Here is a 16,277-nt window from a genome sequence, read left to right on the forward strand (position 1 = left end):
CTTACACGCCTAGGGTTGCGCCGCCGTCGACCGTGAGGTCGTGCATCGTGATGTGTCCGGCCTGGTCCGACAGCAGGAACTGCACCGCCGCCGCCACGTCGGCCGGCTGAGCGATCTTGCGAAGCGGGATGCCGAGCTTGTACGCCGACGGGGTGCCCGCGATCGAGCTCTCCGGGCCGGCGCCGTCCTTCCAGAGACTGGTCAGCATCGCGGTGTCGGTCGAACCGGGCGCCACCACGTTGCAGCGGATCCCGTACTCCGCGGCCTCCAGCCCGAGACACTTGGTGAACATCGCCGCGGCGGCCTTCGAAGCGGCGTACGCGGCCATCTCGGTCCTGGGTGTGCCGGCCGCGTTCGACGCGATCGTGACGACAGCACCGCGTCGACGGCCGGCCATCCGCTCGATCACGGCCCGCGAGACGTAGAAGGTGCCGGTCGCATTGACCGCGAAGGTGCTGGCCCAGTCGTCGTCGGTCAGCTCGCGCGTCGTGCCGAGCCGTAGTACGCCGGCGCCGTTGACCAGGTAGTCGATCGGGCCCAACCGCCGCTCGACCTCGTCGACCACAGCCGCGACGTCCTGGCTGGAGGTGATGTCGAGCCCGAACGCCTCGGCCCGCAGCCCGTCCGCGACGAGCAGCTCGACCTGCTCCTTCAGCACCTGCTCGGCCCGGTCGGCCGCGGCGACGATCACACCTTCACGCGCGAGCGACTCGATCACCGCAGCGCCGATGCCACCAGCAGCGCCCGTCACGAGAGCCACCTTGCCCGCCATGCCCCTCATGACTGCCACTCCGCAGCCACGGTGATCGCCTGGTTGGGGTTGAGCCGCGGGTCGCAGAAGCTCGTGTACACGTCGCCCACCTCGCCCAGGCGGCTGAGGTCGTCGGCGCACTCGGTCACACCGGTCGGTGTCGTCTCTAGGTGAAGCCCACCGGCCACACCACCCGCAGCCGGTACGACGAGCTGGAAGTCACGTACCTCCTGGACGACTCGCTCGACCAGGCGCGTCTTCAGCCCACTGGGCGTGCTCATCGTGTTGCCGTGCATCGGGTCGCACATCCAGATCACCGGATGTCCGGCGGCGCGTACTGCGGCGACCAGCGGCGGCAGCAGGTCCGTCACCGCGTTCGCGCCCATCCGGCTGATCAGCGTCAGCCGGCCGGGTTCGCGGTCCGGGTCCAGCTGCTCGCAGATGGCCAGCAGATCCTCAGCGGTGGTACTCGGTCCCACCTTGCAGGCAACGGGATTCGCCACCATCGCGAGCATGGTGAGGTGAGCACCGTCGACCTGGCGGGTGCGGTCGCCGATCCATGGCCAGTGCGTCGAGGTGAGCAGCGACCGGCCGTCGGAGTCGCGACGGATCAGCGGGAGTTCGTAGTCGAGCAGCAGTGCTTCGTGGCTGGTCCAGATCGGCGCGTCGGCAACGGGATAGCCGGCCGCGCCGCGGTCCCGCAGGGCACCGGACACAGCGGCCGCGGCGTGGTATCCGGCGAGGAGCCGCTCCGGCTGGGCCTGGCGCGACACCAGGTCCGCCTCGGGCCCGTTCACCATGTGGCCGCGGAAGACCGGCATCTCCTGGCCGTCCACGTGCTCGGTCGGCTTCGACCGGGGCTTGCCGAACTGTCCAGCGATCCGGCCGACCCGGAGCACCTTGCGGCCCGCGTTCAACGACATCACCGAGGCCAGTACGTCGAGCAGCGCCGCCTTCGGGGCGACCGCCTCCGGGGTGCACTCGGCCGGGTCCTCGGCACAGTCCCCGGCCTGCAGGACACGCAGCTCTCCGGCCGCCACCCGGGCGAGCAACGCCCTCAGGGTGTCGATCTCCGTCCCGTCGACGAGCGGCCGGGCCTCCTCCAGCTCGCTCGTCACCGCCGCCAGTCGGCCGGCGTCGTGCCACTCCGGCTGCTGAACCGCCGGCAGCGATCGCAGGAACTCGCGATCCACTCCGGCTTCGGCCAGCGGGTCCGCTGCGATATTGCTGAATCCGGCTGTCGCACCGCTCATTGGATCCTCCCCAGAACACATCAAGCTCGTTGTCTGCCAGGGACAAACATCGCCTGGGACGGCGATGCGTTGTAGCGAACCGGCCGCACTTCGTCAGGTCACTTCTACTTGGTCACTTCGTGAAGCAAGCGTTGCAATACGCAGCGAAAGACCCCTGCTCCGCAGTCGCGGAACAGGGGTCGACCGATCCTGGAACAGGCCGGTCAGGACACTTCCAGCAACGCCGTTTCGTCAAGCCCCTCACGCATCTGACCCAAATCGGCCAGCGCCCGGACGGCATGTGCGATCGATGCCAGAGTGGCGTGCCGATGCCACCCCTGGAAGCTGCGGCCCTCGAAGTCCTGGATGCCGACGTCCTTGGCGATCGCCTCGAAGTCGTGGTCCACCCGCAGTACCAGCTTGGACAACCGGAGCAGCTCAGCCGTCGACCGGCCGGCCACATCGGTCAGCCAGAACCTGTCCGGCTTGGGGCCGGGCTTGTCCCACTCGGCCAGCAGCACCATCGGCACCCGGCCCTGCGGGGTCGGCAATGCGACCCGGACGGCCGCCGTACAGCTGCGTCGCAGCCTGAGCTGCGGGTCCAGCCAGCAGACCTGCCGGCGCAGGATGCCGGCCGAATCCGCCAGCCGGCCGGCGCTGATCAGATCACCCGGCGGACTCTGCAGGCGGACATCCGTCCCCAGCAACTGCAACCCGGGACCGACCTGCATCATTACCGGTACTCCGGCCGCGCGGAACTCACGCACGCAATCGACCGGGTCGAGTGTCCCCACACTCAGCACGGCCGGCAGCGGTACGGCGTCGCGGCGTCCATCGACCAGGTCCAGCACGGACCGGCAGGCAGCCTCCCCCGGGAACGTCTCGGCCTGTTGCTCCGGAACCCCTGCCCGGCGGCGCCGATCCGTGTCGGTCACCCAGGCGTCAGGCAACTGCAGGCGCCAGTTCATCGGGCTGCTCGCCGTCTCCGACGCCACCCAGGCACCGAACGCCTGCTGGCTGTTCACGGTCTGGCCGAGCATCCGGACGAAGGCCTGCCCGACCCCGACCGAGTGGTTGCCTGCCTTCGGCACGATCATCTGCCGGACCACCCAGGCCTGCGGCTCCAGGCTCTGCCGCAGATGACATCGCAGCGCCTGGCGGACCGGCATCCAGTCCCAGGGCGAATTGCTGATGAAGTGCTGCATGCGCTGCTGCTCGGCGTCACCGCCGTACTGCTCGGCCAGCGAACGCATCGTCTTGCGTCCCTGGACCGTCAACAGGCCATGCACATAGCGGATCGCGGTGGCGCGCTGAGCCCGCCGGCGCAGCGACGCGAACAACGGACCGTAGAACTCGCCGACCGGGTCTTCGAGCAAACCGATCGACGAGGCGGGTTGAACGACCGAACACGTTTGCACTGATCCCGTCCCCTCAACACCGACAGAGCCTCACCTGCCGTCGGATACGAAAGCATAACAAACCAAGGGGTCTGTTTCGGGCCGGCAATGAAACTGGAAACTAATTTGCCTGAGACAGCAAGGGGCAGCTCTCGACAGCGGGTCAGCCCGCGATCGGCAGCTCGGTGGCAACGTGCGGGAGCACTCCGGGCACCGCGATCCCGGGCAGCAGATAGCGCCAGAACGTACTCAGCCGCTCGGGCAGGTCGACCCGGCGGCTGTAGACCTGGGAGACCAGCTGGATGCCGGTGAACGAGGCCACCACCAGCTCCGCGACCGCCGGCGGCCGGACGTGCCCGAGCAGCTCGCCGTTCGCCTTCGCCGCGGTCAGCAGGGCCTCGCAGATCTCGATCCACCGGGCGTACGGACTCACCCGGCTGGTGCCCAGGAGGTTCAGCGTGCGCTCCTCCACGGTCAGTCTGATGCCCGCGCGGAGCAGTACGTCGGTCTGCAGCCGACTCGCGATGAGCTGGGTCAGACACACCAGGTCCTGCAGCTTCGAGCCCGTCTCGGGCAGCTCCAGGTCGACGGTCTGGGCCTCGATCACGCCGCGGGCGAGCTCCTCCTTGGAGGCGAAGTGGAAGTACAGCGCCCCCTTGGTCATGGCGCTGCGACTGAGGATCTCGCTGATGCTGGCGGCGTCGTAGCCGACCTCGTCGAAGACCGACGCGGCCGCCAGCAGCAGCACCTGCCGGGTCCTGATCGCGCGTTCCTGCTGGGCCACCGAAATCAATCCTCCCTCGGTCTGACGGGCTCGCCTCAGGGTAAGACCAGGGCGAACCCTCTGGAAACCAGACCGTGCGGTCTGTATCTTTCCAGCAGACCAGGACGCGACCGCAGCAGGGTCAGCTCGGGAGCTCGATCGACTGCGAGTGGCGGAAGACGTTGCGCGGATCCCAGCGGGCCTTCACCTGCTGCAGCCGGGAGTAGTTCCCCTTGTAGTACAGGGTCGACCACGGCACCCCGGAGGTGTTCTGCTGCGGGTTCCGCAGGTCGCCGTCGGGGTAGTTGACGTAGCACCCGTCCGTGAGGGAGTTCGAGACCGGGACACCGCCGGTGTCGGCGTAGACCTCGCGGTAGAGGTCGCGGACCCAGCCGATGTGCTGGGCGTCCTCGGTCTTGTCCGCCCAGAACGCCTGGAAGAGCAGCTTGAACGTCGAGCTGCGCTGGGCGCTCGCGGTGGCGTTCTCGGCCACGGTGTTGATCTTGCCGCCGAACGACAGCATCGTCACCATGGCGTTCGGATTGGCGTAGTCCGTCCGGGTCAGGTGCTTGTAGAGCGCGGCGATGTGGCCGGCCGGGAAGTTCTTCTTCATGTACGTCGACTTGTGCGCGCCCCGAAGTGTGGGGTTCGTCAGGACCGGGTTGCTGGTGCCGAGCAGCCGGATCGACGCCAGCCAGGGCAGCCGGCGCGGAGATGTCAGCTGGACCGGTACTACCGAAGTACCGGCCGTGATGGCTGCCACATAGTCGCGCAGCCGGGCCTCGGGGTTCGGAGCGTTCGCGTCCAGCGCGGTCAGCATCACCAGGTTGCCGTTGGAACGGTGGTACAGGGTGAAGAAGCTGCTCAGTCCGGCGTTCGGTGAGCTGGGTGCGCCGTTGGCCTCGTGCCAGGCGCCGTAGTTGCTGACCAGCCGGGCGAAGGTCGGCTTGTCGATGGAGGCCCAGGGGAAGGACACCACGTTGACGAGTGCCTCGGTCGGCGGCTTCACCAACTGGGCCGACGGGTCGGTGCCGGTCGCACCCGGCGAGCGGAACCAGTAGCGGGTGATGACGCCGAAGTTGCCGCCACCACCACCGGTGTGGGCCCACCACAGGTCGCGGTTCGGGTCGTTGGGCTCCCGGGTCGCCACCACGGCCTTCGCGGTGCCGGCCCGGTCGACGACGACGACCTCGACGGCGTACAGGTGATCGACGGTCAGGCCACTGGTACGCGAGAGCAGGCCGTAGCCGCCGCCGCTGACGTGCCCGCCGATGCCGACCGAGTAGCACATGCCGCCGGGGATGGTGACGCCCCAGCCCTTGAAGAGGCTGTCGTACACGTCCATCAGCAGCGCGCCGCCCTCGACGGCGAACGCCTGCACCTGCGCGTCGTAGTACACCGCCTTCATCCGGGACAGGTCGATGACGACCTGGATGTCCGGGTTGTAGACGAAGTCCTCGAAGCAGTGGCCGCCGCCGCGGACCGAGAGGCGCTTGCCGGTGCGCACGGCCTCCTGCACGGCCTGGACGACCTGCTCGGTGGTACCGACCAGGCGGACGGCCTCCGGCGCCGCGACCCACCTGCTGTTGTTGCCGGTGATCAGTTGCGAGTACCTGGGATCGCCAGGACGCACGGTCACCGCCTCGATCGGCGGCACAGCCTCGGTGGCACCGGTGGAGGCGGTGGCGGTCGCCGTACCGCCGACGCCGGCCGTCAGCACCCCGCCCAGGGCGGCGGTGGCACTCCCCGCCAGCATCCGTCGGCGGCTGAAGTCCTGGCCTTTTGTCTCAGACATGTTCGCTGCGGACCTTTCTGTCGCTCGGAGCACCCAGGCTCACCGAGTCCGCGGCCGCTGGGAATCGCGCGTTCTCGTGATGCCGCGGCGGTACCTGGCGGCCGCATCCTGGGGACCGACAAGGATCGAAATTTCCGACGAGGGGGCCGGCGCACAGTGAGTTTCGAGGGTCAGCAGACGAGTTTCGAGGACCCGGTGGCCGAGCCGGCCAGGGGCGCGGTCTACGTGCCGCCCGGGCAGGGTCCGAGCCGATGGGTGTTCAAGGATCGCTATACGCTCAAGTCCGGACTGCACAACACCGGTCCGGCGTTCGGCCTGGTCGAGGCGATCGTGCCGCCCGGCGGCGGTCCGCCCGCGCACATCCACTACAACGAGGACGAGGCGTTCTACGTGATCGGTGGCCAGCTCGAGCTGTTCACCGGTGAGGACACCGTCGTCGCCGACCCCGGGTCGTTCATCTACGTGCCCAAGGGTGTGACGCACTCGTTCCACAACGCGAGCGACGCCGACTGCAAGATGCTGCTGATGTTCCTGCCCGCCGGCAAGGAGCGGTTCTTCCTGGAGATGGGGATCTCGGCCGACGACGGCGCACCGCCGCCACCGCCGGAGCAGTACCTGCTGGACCAGGAGAACGCGATCAGGCTGGCCCCCAAGTACGGAGAGAAGTACGTCTGATGCTCATCGATGTGCACCACCACGCGATTCCCCCGGCGTACGCCGCCGCGATCAGCGGGCTCGACCCGATCCCGGGCGTCGACTACCCCACCTGGAGTCCGGAGCAGAGCCTCGAGGTGATGGACCACAACGGCATCGCCGCCGCGCTGTTGTCGATCACGTCGCCCGGCGTCACCTTTGTCTCGGGCGACGAGGCCCGCCGGCTGGCCCGGCAGGTGAACGAGTACTTCGCCTCGCTGGTCGCCGAGCACCCCACCCGGTTCGGCGCGTTCGCGATTCTGCCGCTGCCGGACGTGGCCGCGGCCAGGGAGGAGCTGGCCTACGCGATCGACGAGCTCGGCCTGGACGGCGTCGGCCTGCTGACCAGCTACGGCAGCGACTACCTCGGGACGCCCGAGTTCGAGCCGCTGCTGGCCGAGATCGCGGAACGCGGCGTGGTCGTCCACGTGCACCCGACCACCCCGCCGGCCAAGGACGTGGTCAACTTCGGGCTGCCGCCATCGCTGTACGACTTCACCTTCGAGACCACCCGTACCGCCGTGAGCCTGCTGTTCAGCGGCGTACTCGACCGGCTGCCGGATCTGCGGCTGATCCTCTCGCATGCCGGTGGAACCCTGCCCTTCTTGGCGAAGCGGCTGACCTACGGACCGACGATCGGCTCGTACCTGGAAGGCAGGCCACCGGCCGATCTGATCGGCTCGCTGCGCCGGCTGCACTACGACATCGCCATGTCGGCAACGGATTTCGCCCTGCCCGCGCTGACCGAGCTGGCCGGCCCGTCGAACATTCTGTTCGGCAGCGACTATCCCTTCATGCCGGACTGGCACACGACCGAGAACGTCGAAGGCTTCCAGGCCTACCAGGGCTGGACGCCGCAGGAGCGCGAAGACATCGGCCGGCACAACGCCCTGAAGCTCTTCCCCGGGCTGGCCGCCAGAATCTGACCCAGAATCTGACTTAGTCGGCTGACCTGACTTAGTTCTGCCGGAGTGACCAACTGGCGCCGACTTCGTTGCCGCGCCCTGCTGCCCCCGCCGAGAGTGGCGGTGTGGGGCAATCAGGGACCGGCTGTGAGGGGCGGATTCAGTGGCAGTGACAGGAACCAGGCAAGTTGTGCAGGAGCAGGTTGTGCAGGAGCAGGACGGGCCGGGCCGATGGGCCCGGCTGACGTCTGCCGAACTACGGGTGGCGCGGCTCGTCGCGCAGGGATTGACCAACCGGGCGGTCGCAAGCCGCCTGGCCATCTCCCCGCACACCGTCGACACCCACCTGCGGCACGTCTTCGGCAAGCTCGACGTCCGCGGCCGGGTCGAACTGACCCGCCACGCCATGTCCTACGACGCCACCCACCTGACTGCCTGACAGCCTGATTCCCCGGCCGCCGTCAGTCGGCCGGGGAATCAGGTGGTCGGGTCAGGTGGCTGGGCCGAACCAGCGGGTGATGGCGCGGTCCAGGGTGATCGGGTCGTCGTCGCGGCCGCGTGCGCTCCAGGCCACGTAGCCGTCGGGCCGTACCAGCAGGGCATCGGTGCCGGCCGACGAGTCGCTGGTCGCGCTCACCACCGCCAGCCGGTCCGGCCGGCCGCCCGCCACAGCCCGCAGGTCCGTCCGGCCGGCGAGGTCCAGCAGGAACGCCTTCCCCTCGCGCTGAAGCCGCGCCACGCTGGTGATCCCGGCACCGGTCTTCAACCGCAGATCCGGGGCCAGCTCACCGGCCAGCGGCGCATCCTGGAGGCCCACGTCGTACGAGACGTCCATGCCACTGATCATCCGGCTCAGGTACTCGTTCACCTGGTCCAGTCCCATCAGCTCGCGGAACAGGTCGCGCAACCAGTCGACCCGTGGGTCGGGCTGCATCAGCGCGACCTGAGCCCGCACGTTCCACAGCACCCGGGCGCCGATCGGATGACGCTCGGAGTGGTACGTGTCCAGCAGGCCGGCCGGCGCCCAGCCGTGCACCGCGGCGGCCAGCTTCCAGCCCAGGTTGAGCGCGTCCTGCAGACCGAGGTTGACGCCCTGACCGCCTGCCGGGAAGTGCACGTGCGCCGCATCCCCGGCGACGAACACGTTGCCCTTGCGGTACTGCTCGGCCTGCAACGCCGCATCGCCGAACCTGGCCAGCCAGCCGGCGTCCGTCATCGGCACATGCCGGCCCGCGATGTAGTCGACGGTCTGGCTGAACTCCTCCAGCGTCAGCGGATCGTCCCGCTTCTCGTGCGGCCCACGGAAGTCGTAGGTGAAGATCCGGCTCGGCCCGTGGAGCGAGGCGGCGACCATCGTCCAGCCTCGGGAGTTGCGCTGCCAGCCCTGCGGAGCGTTGTACGGATCCAGCAGCCGCACCTCCCCCAGCATCGCGGCGACAGTCGCCTCGGTACCGGTGAACGGGATCCCGGCACTCTTGCGTACCGCGCTGCGCGGACCGTCGCACCCGACCACATAGCGCGCGGTGAAATGACCTTCGGCCGTCTGCACCGACACGTGGTCACCGTGATCGGTGAGGTTCACGACCTCCTCGCCACGGAACACCTCGGCCCCACGACCGACGGCCTGCTCGGCGAAGACCCGCTCGGCGTATGCCTGCGGGCTGCCCACGATCGCGGGCCCCTCGTCGACGACCTCGGCCAGGTCCAGGTCGAACATGCCGGCGAAGTGGAACGGCACCGGGCCGCCGGCGGACTGGTTCACCGCGACCAGATCCAGGAGCCCGCGCCGCTCGAGAACCTGAGCGGTCCGGGCGTGCAGCGTGCCGGCCTTCGACCTGCCGGTGGGCGCCGCCAGCGCCTCCAGCAGACCGACGCGGACACCCTGCAGCGCCAGCTCGGCAGTGAGCAGGGAGCCGACCGGGCCGGCTCCCACCACAACTACGTCGAAGTCGTAGGCCATGTCAGTCCTTGGTGCCCGCCGCGACGGGCTCGAGCTCGTCCTCGGCCACGACGGCCGGCTTGGCGAACGCGAAGCTGGCCAGGATGCCGAGCACGATGCCGGCGGCCGCGATGTAGACCGCGGTCTGCAGCCCGTGGCCCAGCTTGTCCTGGAACGCGTCCCCGGTCAGGCCGCGGGTGCCGTGGTTGGCGACGGCGACCAGTACGGCGAGGCCTACGGCGGTACCGACCTGCATCGCGGTCGACGTCATCGCCGACGCGACACCCTGCTCGTTGCCCGCGACGCCGGACGCTGCCGCGATCCACATGCCCGTCCAGGTGATGCCCTGGCCGATGCCGTAGAGCGCGATCCCGGGCAGCACCTGGAGGAAGGAGCCACCGGAGTTCATGCCGGCGGCGAGCACGGCGGTACCGACGATGCCGATCGACAGACCGAGGATCAGGATCGTCTTCAGGCCGGCCTTGCCGGCCATCCGCCCGCTGATCTGCGTTCCGACCGCGATCAGCACGGCCGGTACCAGGAAGACCAGGCCGGTCTGCAGCGCGTTGTACCCGTGGATGGTCTGGAAGAAGACGGTGAGGAAGTACGGCACCGTGCTGTACGTCGCGCCGAAGACCAGCGCGATCGCCATCGCGGTGCTGAGGCTGCGGTTGGTGAACAGGCGCAGCGGCATCAGCGGATCGGCACTGCGGCCCTCGATCACGGCGAAGGCCGCGAGCAGGACGACAGCGGCGACGATGCAACCGATGATCTCGGGCGAGGCCCAGCCGGAGACCGGGCCCTGCACCAGCACGAAGACGACCAGGGTGATGCCGACGGTCGCGGTGATCGCGCCGGGCAGGTCGAAGGTGCGGCCGTGCTCGCGGGCACCGTCGCGCGGGATCAGCGCGAGGGCGAGCAGAGCGGCGCCACCGGCGAGCGGGACGTTGACGAAGAACACCGCGGCCCAGCCGAAGGCACTGGTCAGCACGCCACCGAGGATCGAGCCGACGCACAGACCACTGGCTCCGCAGGCGCTCCAGACGGCGAGCGCGCGATTGCGCTCCTTGCCCTCCTGGAACAGCGTGTTCACCAGGGCCAGAGTGGCCGGGAACAACAGCGCGCCGCCCAGGCCCTGAACCGCGCGGACACCGATCATCACGCCGTCGTTCGGCGACAGGCCACCGATCAGCGACGAGATCGAGTAGATGCTCAGCGCCAGCACGAACATCCGCCGCCGCCCGAGCAGGTCAGCGGCCCGGCCGCCGAGAACCAGCAGGCCGCCGAAGGCCACCGCGTAGGCGCTGATCACCCACTGCAGGTTCTGCGAGCTGAAACCGAGCGCGCTGCCGATCTCCGGCAGGGCCACGTAGACGATGTTGAAGTCGATCGTGATGATCAGCTGCGCGAACCCGAGCAGCAGCAGGATCTGACCGAGCCGCCTCGGCGGCGCTGCGGTGATGGACATGAGACTCCCTCAAGAGGACAACCGTGAATTGGATGACCGTACGTGGATAGTCGTACAGTTATCTCGCTGCGGGTGTCAAACGAGCTACCAGGAGTTAGTCATTACGGTTGTCCGCGTACACTTTCACCGTGCTCGAACCACATCACCCGGCTCGTGACCAGATCCGTCTCGAGGACGTGCTGGCTGCCCTCGGCAACCCGCTGCGGATGACCGTGCTCCAGGTCCTCGCCGACGGCGGGGAGTATCCGTGCGGCGCCATCGTCGAGGGAGTGTCGAAGTCGACCCTCACCCACCACTGGCGGGTGCTGCGCGAGAGCGGCGTGATCAACCAGCGCGCCTCCGGGCGGGAGCTGCTGCTCTCGCTGCGCCGCGACGACCTCGACGCCCGCTTCCCCGGCCTGCTCAGCACGATCCTGGCAGCTCACCAGCAGCCCGCGGACGCGGTCGAAGCCGGCCCCTCTCCCCGTACCTAGGCGGTAACGCCGCCGTCGGCGACCAGGTCGTGACCGACCACGAACGCCGCTTCGTCCGAGGCCAGCCACAGCACGGCCGCCACGATCTCGTCGGTACTTCCCACGCGACCGATCGGCACGACGCCCGCAAGCCGCGCGGCGCGACCATCCACGTCCTCACCCGGACGGAACGACATCGCGGTGTCGGTCGCGCCGGGGCTGACCGCGTTGATCCGGATGCCGTCCTTGATGTGGTCCAGCGCGGCGACCCGGGTCAGCGTGCTCGCCGCGGCCTTCGACGCGGCGTACGCGGCCATCCCGGGCCGGCGGCCATGGGCGCCGATGTTCGAGCTGGTGTTGACGATCGCGCCACCACCGTTGTCGCGCATGTGCTGGATCTCGTACTTCAGCGAGAGCAGCAGCCCGGTCAGGTTGATGTCGACGGCCCGCTGCCAGACCTCGAGGTCGATGTCGCCGACCGGTCCGGGCTTGGGAAACACACCGGCGTTGTTGTGCGCGATGTGCAGACCACCGTGCTGCTCCACGGTGGTCCGGACCAGATTGGCGACCTCGTCGGCCTTGCTGACGTCGGCCTCGACGGCGCTCGCCTTGCCACCCGCCGCCTCGATCAGCGCGACGGTCTCCTTGATTCCCTCGCTGCCCCGGGCCGCGGCGACCACGGTGGCGCCTTCGCGCGCGAACGCGAGGGCGCTGGCCCGGCCGATGCCGCTGCCGGCACCGGTGACCAGGACGACCTTGCCCCCGAAACGATCGGTCATGTACTGCTCCTCTTCTTGTCTGCGCCGCCGCCACGGTTACCCGCGACGGCAGGAGAAGACAACGCGCGCCGCGTTACTTAGTCAGGTACGGGTCACCGATGAGACAACGAGTCCCTCAGGTGGATAGCAGACCGGTCGGTATGTATCTTGCTAGGCACCGGCCCCCGCCCGGCCGGTTCCGAGGGGAGTCGGAGGCTCGCGCCTCCGCTCGATGGAGGGGTCCAACGAGCATGTCCACACCGATCGCGACTGCCGCCGATCGGAGCCCGCTGACGGCTTCGATCCCAGTTCTCACCAGTACCGTGCCGAGCCAGTACGTCCATCGCGCCGCCATCGCCGAGGTGCTTCTCACCTCCTGGCACGCCGACCGCCCGGACAGTTTCAGCGTCACGGCGCAATGGCCGCGCTGCCACGCCTTCTACACGCCGGTCGCCGGGCAGCGCTGGCAGGATCCGATGCTCGGCGCCGAAACCGTCCGGCAGGCCGGGCTGCTGCTCGCGCACGCCGAGTTCGGGGTCCCGCTCGGCCACCAGTTCCTGGTGTCGGAGCTGTCCTTCGAGACGACGCCGGAAGCCCTGCGGGTGTCCAGCACGCCGACCGATCTCGAACTGCAGGTCACCTGTCACGACATCGTCCGCCGCGGCAGCCGCCTCAGCGGGATGCGCTACGAGGTGAAGTTCTTCCGCGACGGCGTCCTGGCCGGCTCAGGCCAGGCCAAATACACCTGTACTTCGCCGTCCGTCTACCGCCGCCTCCGGGTCGACCGGGATCTCGCTCCGATCCCAGAGCTCACCCCGGAGTGCCCGGTCGCCGTCGGCCGGACGGACGCGCGGGACGTAGTACTGACTCCGTTCGACGGTGGCTCCCGCCGGCTGCGGGTCGACCTGTCCCATCCGGCGCTGTTCGACCATCCGCTTGACCACGTACCGGGGATGCTCCTGCTCGAGGCGGCTCGGCAGGCAGCGCTCGCCGCGTCCTTCCCGGAGTCGGTGCTGCCCGTCGCGCTGGACATCGATTTCCTGCGCTACACCGAGCTCGACCAGCCCTGTGTGGTGACAACCGTGCGCGGCCAGACCGGCAGCGACGGTCGGACACCGATCAAGGTGACCGCGACCCAGGAAGGCGAGGCCGTGTTCACCTCGACCGTGACCGTCGAGCCGGTCCGCTGAGAGATGACGACGGTCACCATCACCGGCGCGACCGGCTTCGTCGGCCGGCAGGTCGTCCGGGCCCTCACCCGGCCGGACGTCAGCCTTCGGCTGGCCACTCACCGCAAGCCGATGGCTGCGGCGCCGCCGGGCAGTGTCGTGCAACCGGTCGATCTCGCGGTGCCGGGATCGCTGACCGGCCTGTGCGATGGCGCTGACGTCCTGATCCACTGCGCCTCGCTGATCGGCGGCACGACGGCCGCGAGCAACGCGGTGAACGTCGACGGCACCCGCACCCTGTTCCGCGTCGCCGCGAAGGCCAAAGTCAGCCGGGTGATCTACCTGAGCACAGCCAGCGTGTACGGCCGTGGCGTCTACCGCAACGCCTCGCCCGACGAGCTGATCCCCGCCCCGCTCTCGATCGCCAGCCGCACCAGGCTCGCCGCCGAGCAAGAGGTCCTGGCGGCGGGCGGTGTCGTCGTACGGCCCTATCTCGTGTACGGCGACGGCGACCGCTGGGTCATTCCCGGACTGGCGAAACTGCTCGGCGCCCTGCGCGCTGACGTCGACGGCTGGCCGGCGCGGGTCTCGATGGTTGATGTCGAAGACCTGGCTCAGGGCCTCGCCGGTCTGGCTCTCGCCCCGGCACTCAGCTCGGCGATCTACCACGGGAACCATCCGCTGCCGGTGCCGGTGGCCGAGCTCATGGAGGCTATTTCCTGCTTGCTGCCAAGGACTTCTGATGGCCCGACGAGTCTCACGTACGACGAGGCCGCGGCGCGGCTGACTGCTGTCGGTGGCTCGACGCACGCGCTCGACATGATCGCCACCGATCACTGGTTCGAGAGTGCGAGCCTCTGGCGCGACACAGCGTGCGATCCCGGCCCTGGCTTCGCCAGCCGGTTCCCCGACCGCCTCGACTGGTATCGCCAGGGCTAGCGCGGATTTGCGGCGCGGTGCGCTGCGATGGCTCGGTGGGCTTCGTTCCACCACAGCAGGAGCGTGCAGAAGGACGCGACCGCAAGACCCCAGGCAGCACCCTTGGGTCCTTCCAGGAAGGCTCCCCCGACGCCGATGGTGATCAGGATGATCGACGAGATCAGCCTGACCCGCAGGCCACGGGTGGCAGCGGTCAATGCACGCAGGATGGCGAAGGCGCCGGCATTGGACGCTCCTAGTGCCTGCAGCAGGATCACCGGCACCAGTACCGTCCTGGCTTGAGTCCAGACACCAGGGCCGAGCAGGTGCTCCCCCACGGTCTCAGGGAGCAGCAAGAAGACCGCTCCCCAGGCCAGGGCACCAGCACCGACTCCCAGCGAGATCGCCAGGCCAACCAGCCACAAGCGCCGGTACGAGTGCTTCAGCGCACGTGCGGCCTCCGGTACCGCGATCATGCGGATCCCCTGGTTCAGCACGTTCACCGGGCCGAGCAGTACCTGCGCACCCCGGATACCGGCCGTAGCGACCAGCCCTGCGGCCACCGTGATCCCCAGCATGTACACCTGGATCGTGCCGCTAACGGCGAGCATCTCCCCGACGTACTTCGGCGTGAGATCGCGATGCGTGAGCAGCCACTCCTTGATCAACTGCCGACGCGGACTCACTCCAGCCTGGAAGCGCCCGGCTATCGCAGCGACCACCGCACCCAGGCCCCAGCCCAACGTCAGCGAGAATGCCGTGTCCGTGTTGGTCAGGTAGAGCCCGCCGAAGATCGCACCCATCGCGAGCAGCCAGATCAGGTCGTTGAGGAAAGCCTTCTGCCCTTCCCCCACGACGAAGAAGGCCCAGCGCCACGCGTCCTGCAGCAGCAGGCCCGGCAGAGTCAGCGCAAACGCCAACAGCACGCCCTTGGACGGCACGCCGGGGAACAGCGCGATCGCGAGGCCGACGATCATCCCCATCAGACCGGCGAACAGCGCCGTCGCGGTCGCCGCTCGGACAGCACGCTGCCACGCCGGGTTGCGGTCGCCGGAGTACCGGACGGACAACGGCTCGGTGGCCACCGCCCGGGAGACGTTGAGGGCGATCGTGTATCCGCCGAAGGCGAGCGCGTAGACGCCGAAGTCGGACACCGTCCCACTGCGTGCGACCAGCACGCCGACCGCCAGATTGCTCAGGCTGGACAGCGCTTGGTCGCCGAGCCCCCAGCCCGCCCGGCCGGCAGGACCGGCCAGCTTCGACAATTTCAAGATGCGACGGGCCTCGGCGGCTTCCGCAGGATGCCCACCCCGAACTTCGGAATGCCCAGCACGTACCGCCGCCAGAGCCGGCGCGGCTCCTTGTAGATCCGGTAGCTCCACTCGAGCCCGGACTTCTGCATCCACTTCGGCGCGCGGTCGACCCGGCCGGTGTGGAAGTCGAAAGCCGCGCCGACGCCGATCAGGATCGCCGCGTTCAGCCGGTCGCGGTGATCGGCCATCCAGCGCTCCTGCTTCGGTGCGCCGAGACCGACCCAGATGATGTCCGGGTTCGCCTCGTTCAGCCGGGCGACGATCTCATCGTCCTCCTCGGCGGTCAGTGCCCGGTACGGCGGCGAGTAGGCGCCCGCCACCTTCAGCCCCGGATGCCTTGCGGTAAAGGTGTCGCGCAGCTTCTCCGGTACGCCGTCGGCACCGCCGTAGAAGTACTGCGACCAGCCGCGAAGCTCGGCCTCGGCCATCACACGCTCGATCAGGTCCGGCCCGCAGACCCGGTCCATCCGGTCGAAGCCGGCCTTCTTGCCGGCCCAGACCAGCGGCATCCCGTCGGGCAGCGTCATCCCGGACGTGTTGTAGACCTGGGTGAGCCTGGCGTCGGCGCGAGCCTGCAGCAGCGCGTTCATGTCCGAGACGCAGACCAGGTGCCGTTCGCCGCCGTCGATCCAGCGCGCGAAGGTGCCGACGGTGTGCTCCATGTCGGTGACGCTGACATGGATGCCCAGTACGTCGACGCGGTCCTGTGTCTCAGCGGTCATCG

Annotated in this window: 16 protein-coding genes; 6 read left to right on the top strand and 10 right to left on the bottom strand. The window is 68.9% G+C overall.

The genetic code is table 11. The annotated features are described in order from the left end of the window. Position 1: 1 nt before the first annotated feature. From ACIA12_RS11595 to ACIA12_RS11615, 5 genes are all read right to left on the bottom strand, one after another. On the bottom strand, positions 2-781 hold the full coding sequence (locus ACIA12_RS11595) for a 2,3-dihydro-2,3-dihydroxybenzoate dehydrogenase (protein WP_396366850.1): 780 nt from the start codon (positions 779-781) through the stop codon (positions 2-4). Next, positions 778-2,004, bottom strand: a complete 1,227-nt coding sequence (locus tag ACIA12_RS11600; RefSeq protein ID WP_396366851.1) for a 3-deoxy-7-phosphoheptulonate synthase — start codon at positions 2,002-2,004, stop codon at positions 778-780. The genes ACIA12_RS11595 and ACIA12_RS11600 overlap by 4 nt, the downstream gene beginning before the upstream one ends. Before the next feature lie 203 nt (positions 2,005-2,207). Then, complete coding sequence (locus tag ACIA12_RS11605; RefSeq protein ID WP_396366852.1) at positions 2,208-3,401, bottom strand: IS701 family transposase; 1,194 nt, start codon at positions 3,399-3,401, stop codon at positions 2,208-2,210. A gap of 142 nt (positions 3,402-3,543) precedes the next feature. Continuing rightward, complete coding sequence (locus ACIA12_RS11610; protein ID WP_396366853.1) at positions 3,544-4,164, bottom strand: ScbR family autoregulator-binding transcription factor; 621 nt, start codon at positions 4,162-4,164, stop codon at positions 3,544-3,546. A gap of 121 nt (positions 4,165-4,285) precedes the next feature. Continuing rightward, positions 4,286-5,938 (bottom strand): FAD-binding oxidoreductase, encoded by a 1,653-nt coding sequence (locus ACIA12_RS11615; RefSeq protein ID WP_396366854.1) that lies wholly within the window; start codon positions 5,936-5,938, stop codon positions 4,286-4,288. A 156-nt stretch (positions 5,939-6,094) separates the two neighbouring features. Here ACIA12_RS11615 and ACIA12_RS11620 point away from each other — a divergent pair, with 156 nt between their 5' ends. From ACIA12_RS11620 to ACIA12_RS11630, 3 genes are all read left to right on the top strand, one after another. Beyond that, entirely contained in the window at positions 6,095-6,613 is a 519-nt protein-coding gene (locus tag ACIA12_RS11620) for a cupin domain-containing protein (RefSeq protein ID WP_396366855.1), read from the top strand. Beyond that, complete coding sequence (locus tag ACIA12_RS11625; protein WP_396366856.1) at positions 6,613-7,557, top strand: amidohydrolase family protein; 945 nt, start codon at positions 6,613-6,615, stop codon at positions 7,555-7,557. The genes ACIA12_RS11620 and ACIA12_RS11625 overlap by 1 nt, the downstream gene beginning before the upstream one ends. Before the next feature lie 184 nt (positions 7,558-7,741). Then, positions 7,742-7,975 carry a helix-turn-helix transcriptional regulator gene (locus ACIA12_RS11630; RefSeq protein WP_396366857.1) on the top strand — a complete coding sequence of 78 codons (234 nt, stop codon included), beginning with the start codon at positions 7,742-7,744 and terminating at the stop codon, positions 7,973-7,975. A 51-nt stretch (positions 7,976-8,026) separates the two neighbouring features. Here the strand turns inward: ACIA12_RS11630 and ACIA12_RS11635 are convergent, their stop codons facing one another. Both ACIA12_RS11635 and ACIA12_RS11640 read right to left on the bottom strand, forming a co-directional pair. After that, positions 8,027-9,496 (bottom strand): FAD-dependent monooxygenase, encoded by a 1,470-nt coding sequence (locus tag ACIA12_RS11635; protein ID WP_396366858.1) that lies wholly within the window; start codon positions 9,494-9,496, stop codon positions 8,027-8,029. A gap of 1 nt (position 9,497) precedes the next feature. Further along, the gene (locus ACIA12_RS11640) at positions 9,498-10,943 is read right to left on the bottom strand and encodes an MFS transporter (RefSeq protein WP_396366859.1); all 1,446 of its coding nucleotides are present in this window, start codon (positions 10,941-10,943) and stop codon (positions 9,498-9,500) included. Between the two features lie 128 nt (positions 10,944-11,071). Between ACIA12_RS11640 and ACIA12_RS11645 the strand changes: the two genes are divergently transcribed. Further along, the gene (locus tag ACIA12_RS11645; protein WP_396366860.1) at positions 11,072-11,416 is read left to right on the top strand and encodes an ArsR/SmtB family transcription factor; all 345 of its coding nucleotides are present in this window, start codon (positions 11,072-11,074) and stop codon (positions 11,414-11,416) included. Here ACIA12_RS11645 and ACIA12_RS11650 read toward each other — a convergent pair. Then, positions 11,413-12,174 (bottom strand): SDR family NAD(P)-dependent oxidoreductase, encoded by a 762-nt coding sequence (locus ACIA12_RS11650; protein WP_396366861.1) that lies wholly within the window; start codon positions 12,172-12,174, stop codon positions 11,413-11,415. The two genes, ACIA12_RS11645 and ACIA12_RS11650, sit on opposite strands and share 4 nt — an antisense overlap. Before the next feature lie 230 nt (positions 12,175-12,404). On the opposite strand from ACIA12_RS11650, the gene ACIA12_RS11655 reads away from it, so the two are divergent. Both ACIA12_RS11655 and ACIA12_RS11660 read left to right on the top strand, forming a co-directional pair. Continuing rightward, positions 12,405-13,343: a ScbA/BarX family gamma-butyrolactone biosynthesis protein gene (locus tag ACIA12_RS11655; RefSeq protein WP_396366862.1), complete on the top strand. Its 939-nt coding sequence runs from the start codon at positions 12,405-12,407 to the stop codon at positions 13,341-13,343. A gap of 3 nt (positions 13,344-13,346) precedes the next feature. Continuing rightward, a complete protein-coding gene (locus tag ACIA12_RS11660) occupies positions 13,347-14,261 on the top strand; it encodes an NAD-dependent epimerase/dehydratase family protein (RefSeq protein WP_396366863.1) in 915 nt (304 codons plus the stop codon). Here the strand turns inward: ACIA12_RS11660 and ACIA12_RS11665 are convergent. Continuing rightward, a complete protein-coding gene (locus ACIA12_RS11665) occupies positions 14,258-15,511 on the bottom strand; it encodes a hypothetical protein (RefSeq protein WP_396366864.1) in 1,254 nt (417 codons plus the stop codon). The two genes, ACIA12_RS11660 and ACIA12_RS11665, sit on opposite strands and share 4 nt — an antisense overlap. After that, on the bottom strand, positions 15,508-16,275 hold the full coding sequence (locus ACIA12_RS11670) for a WecB/TagA/CpsF family glycosyltransferase (RefSeq protein WP_396366865.1): 768 nt from the start codon (positions 16,273-16,275) through the stop codon (positions 15,508-15,510). Before ACIA12_RS11670 ends, ACIA12_RS11665 begins: the two co-directional genes overlap by 4 nt. Positions 16,276-16,277: the final 2 nt, after the last annotated feature.

Origin of the sequence: Kribbella sp. NPDC051620, assembly GCF_044453825.1 — a bacterium.
Classification (GTDB): domain Bacteria; phylum Actinomycetota; class Actinomycetes; order Propionibacteriales; family Kribbellaceae; genus Kribbella.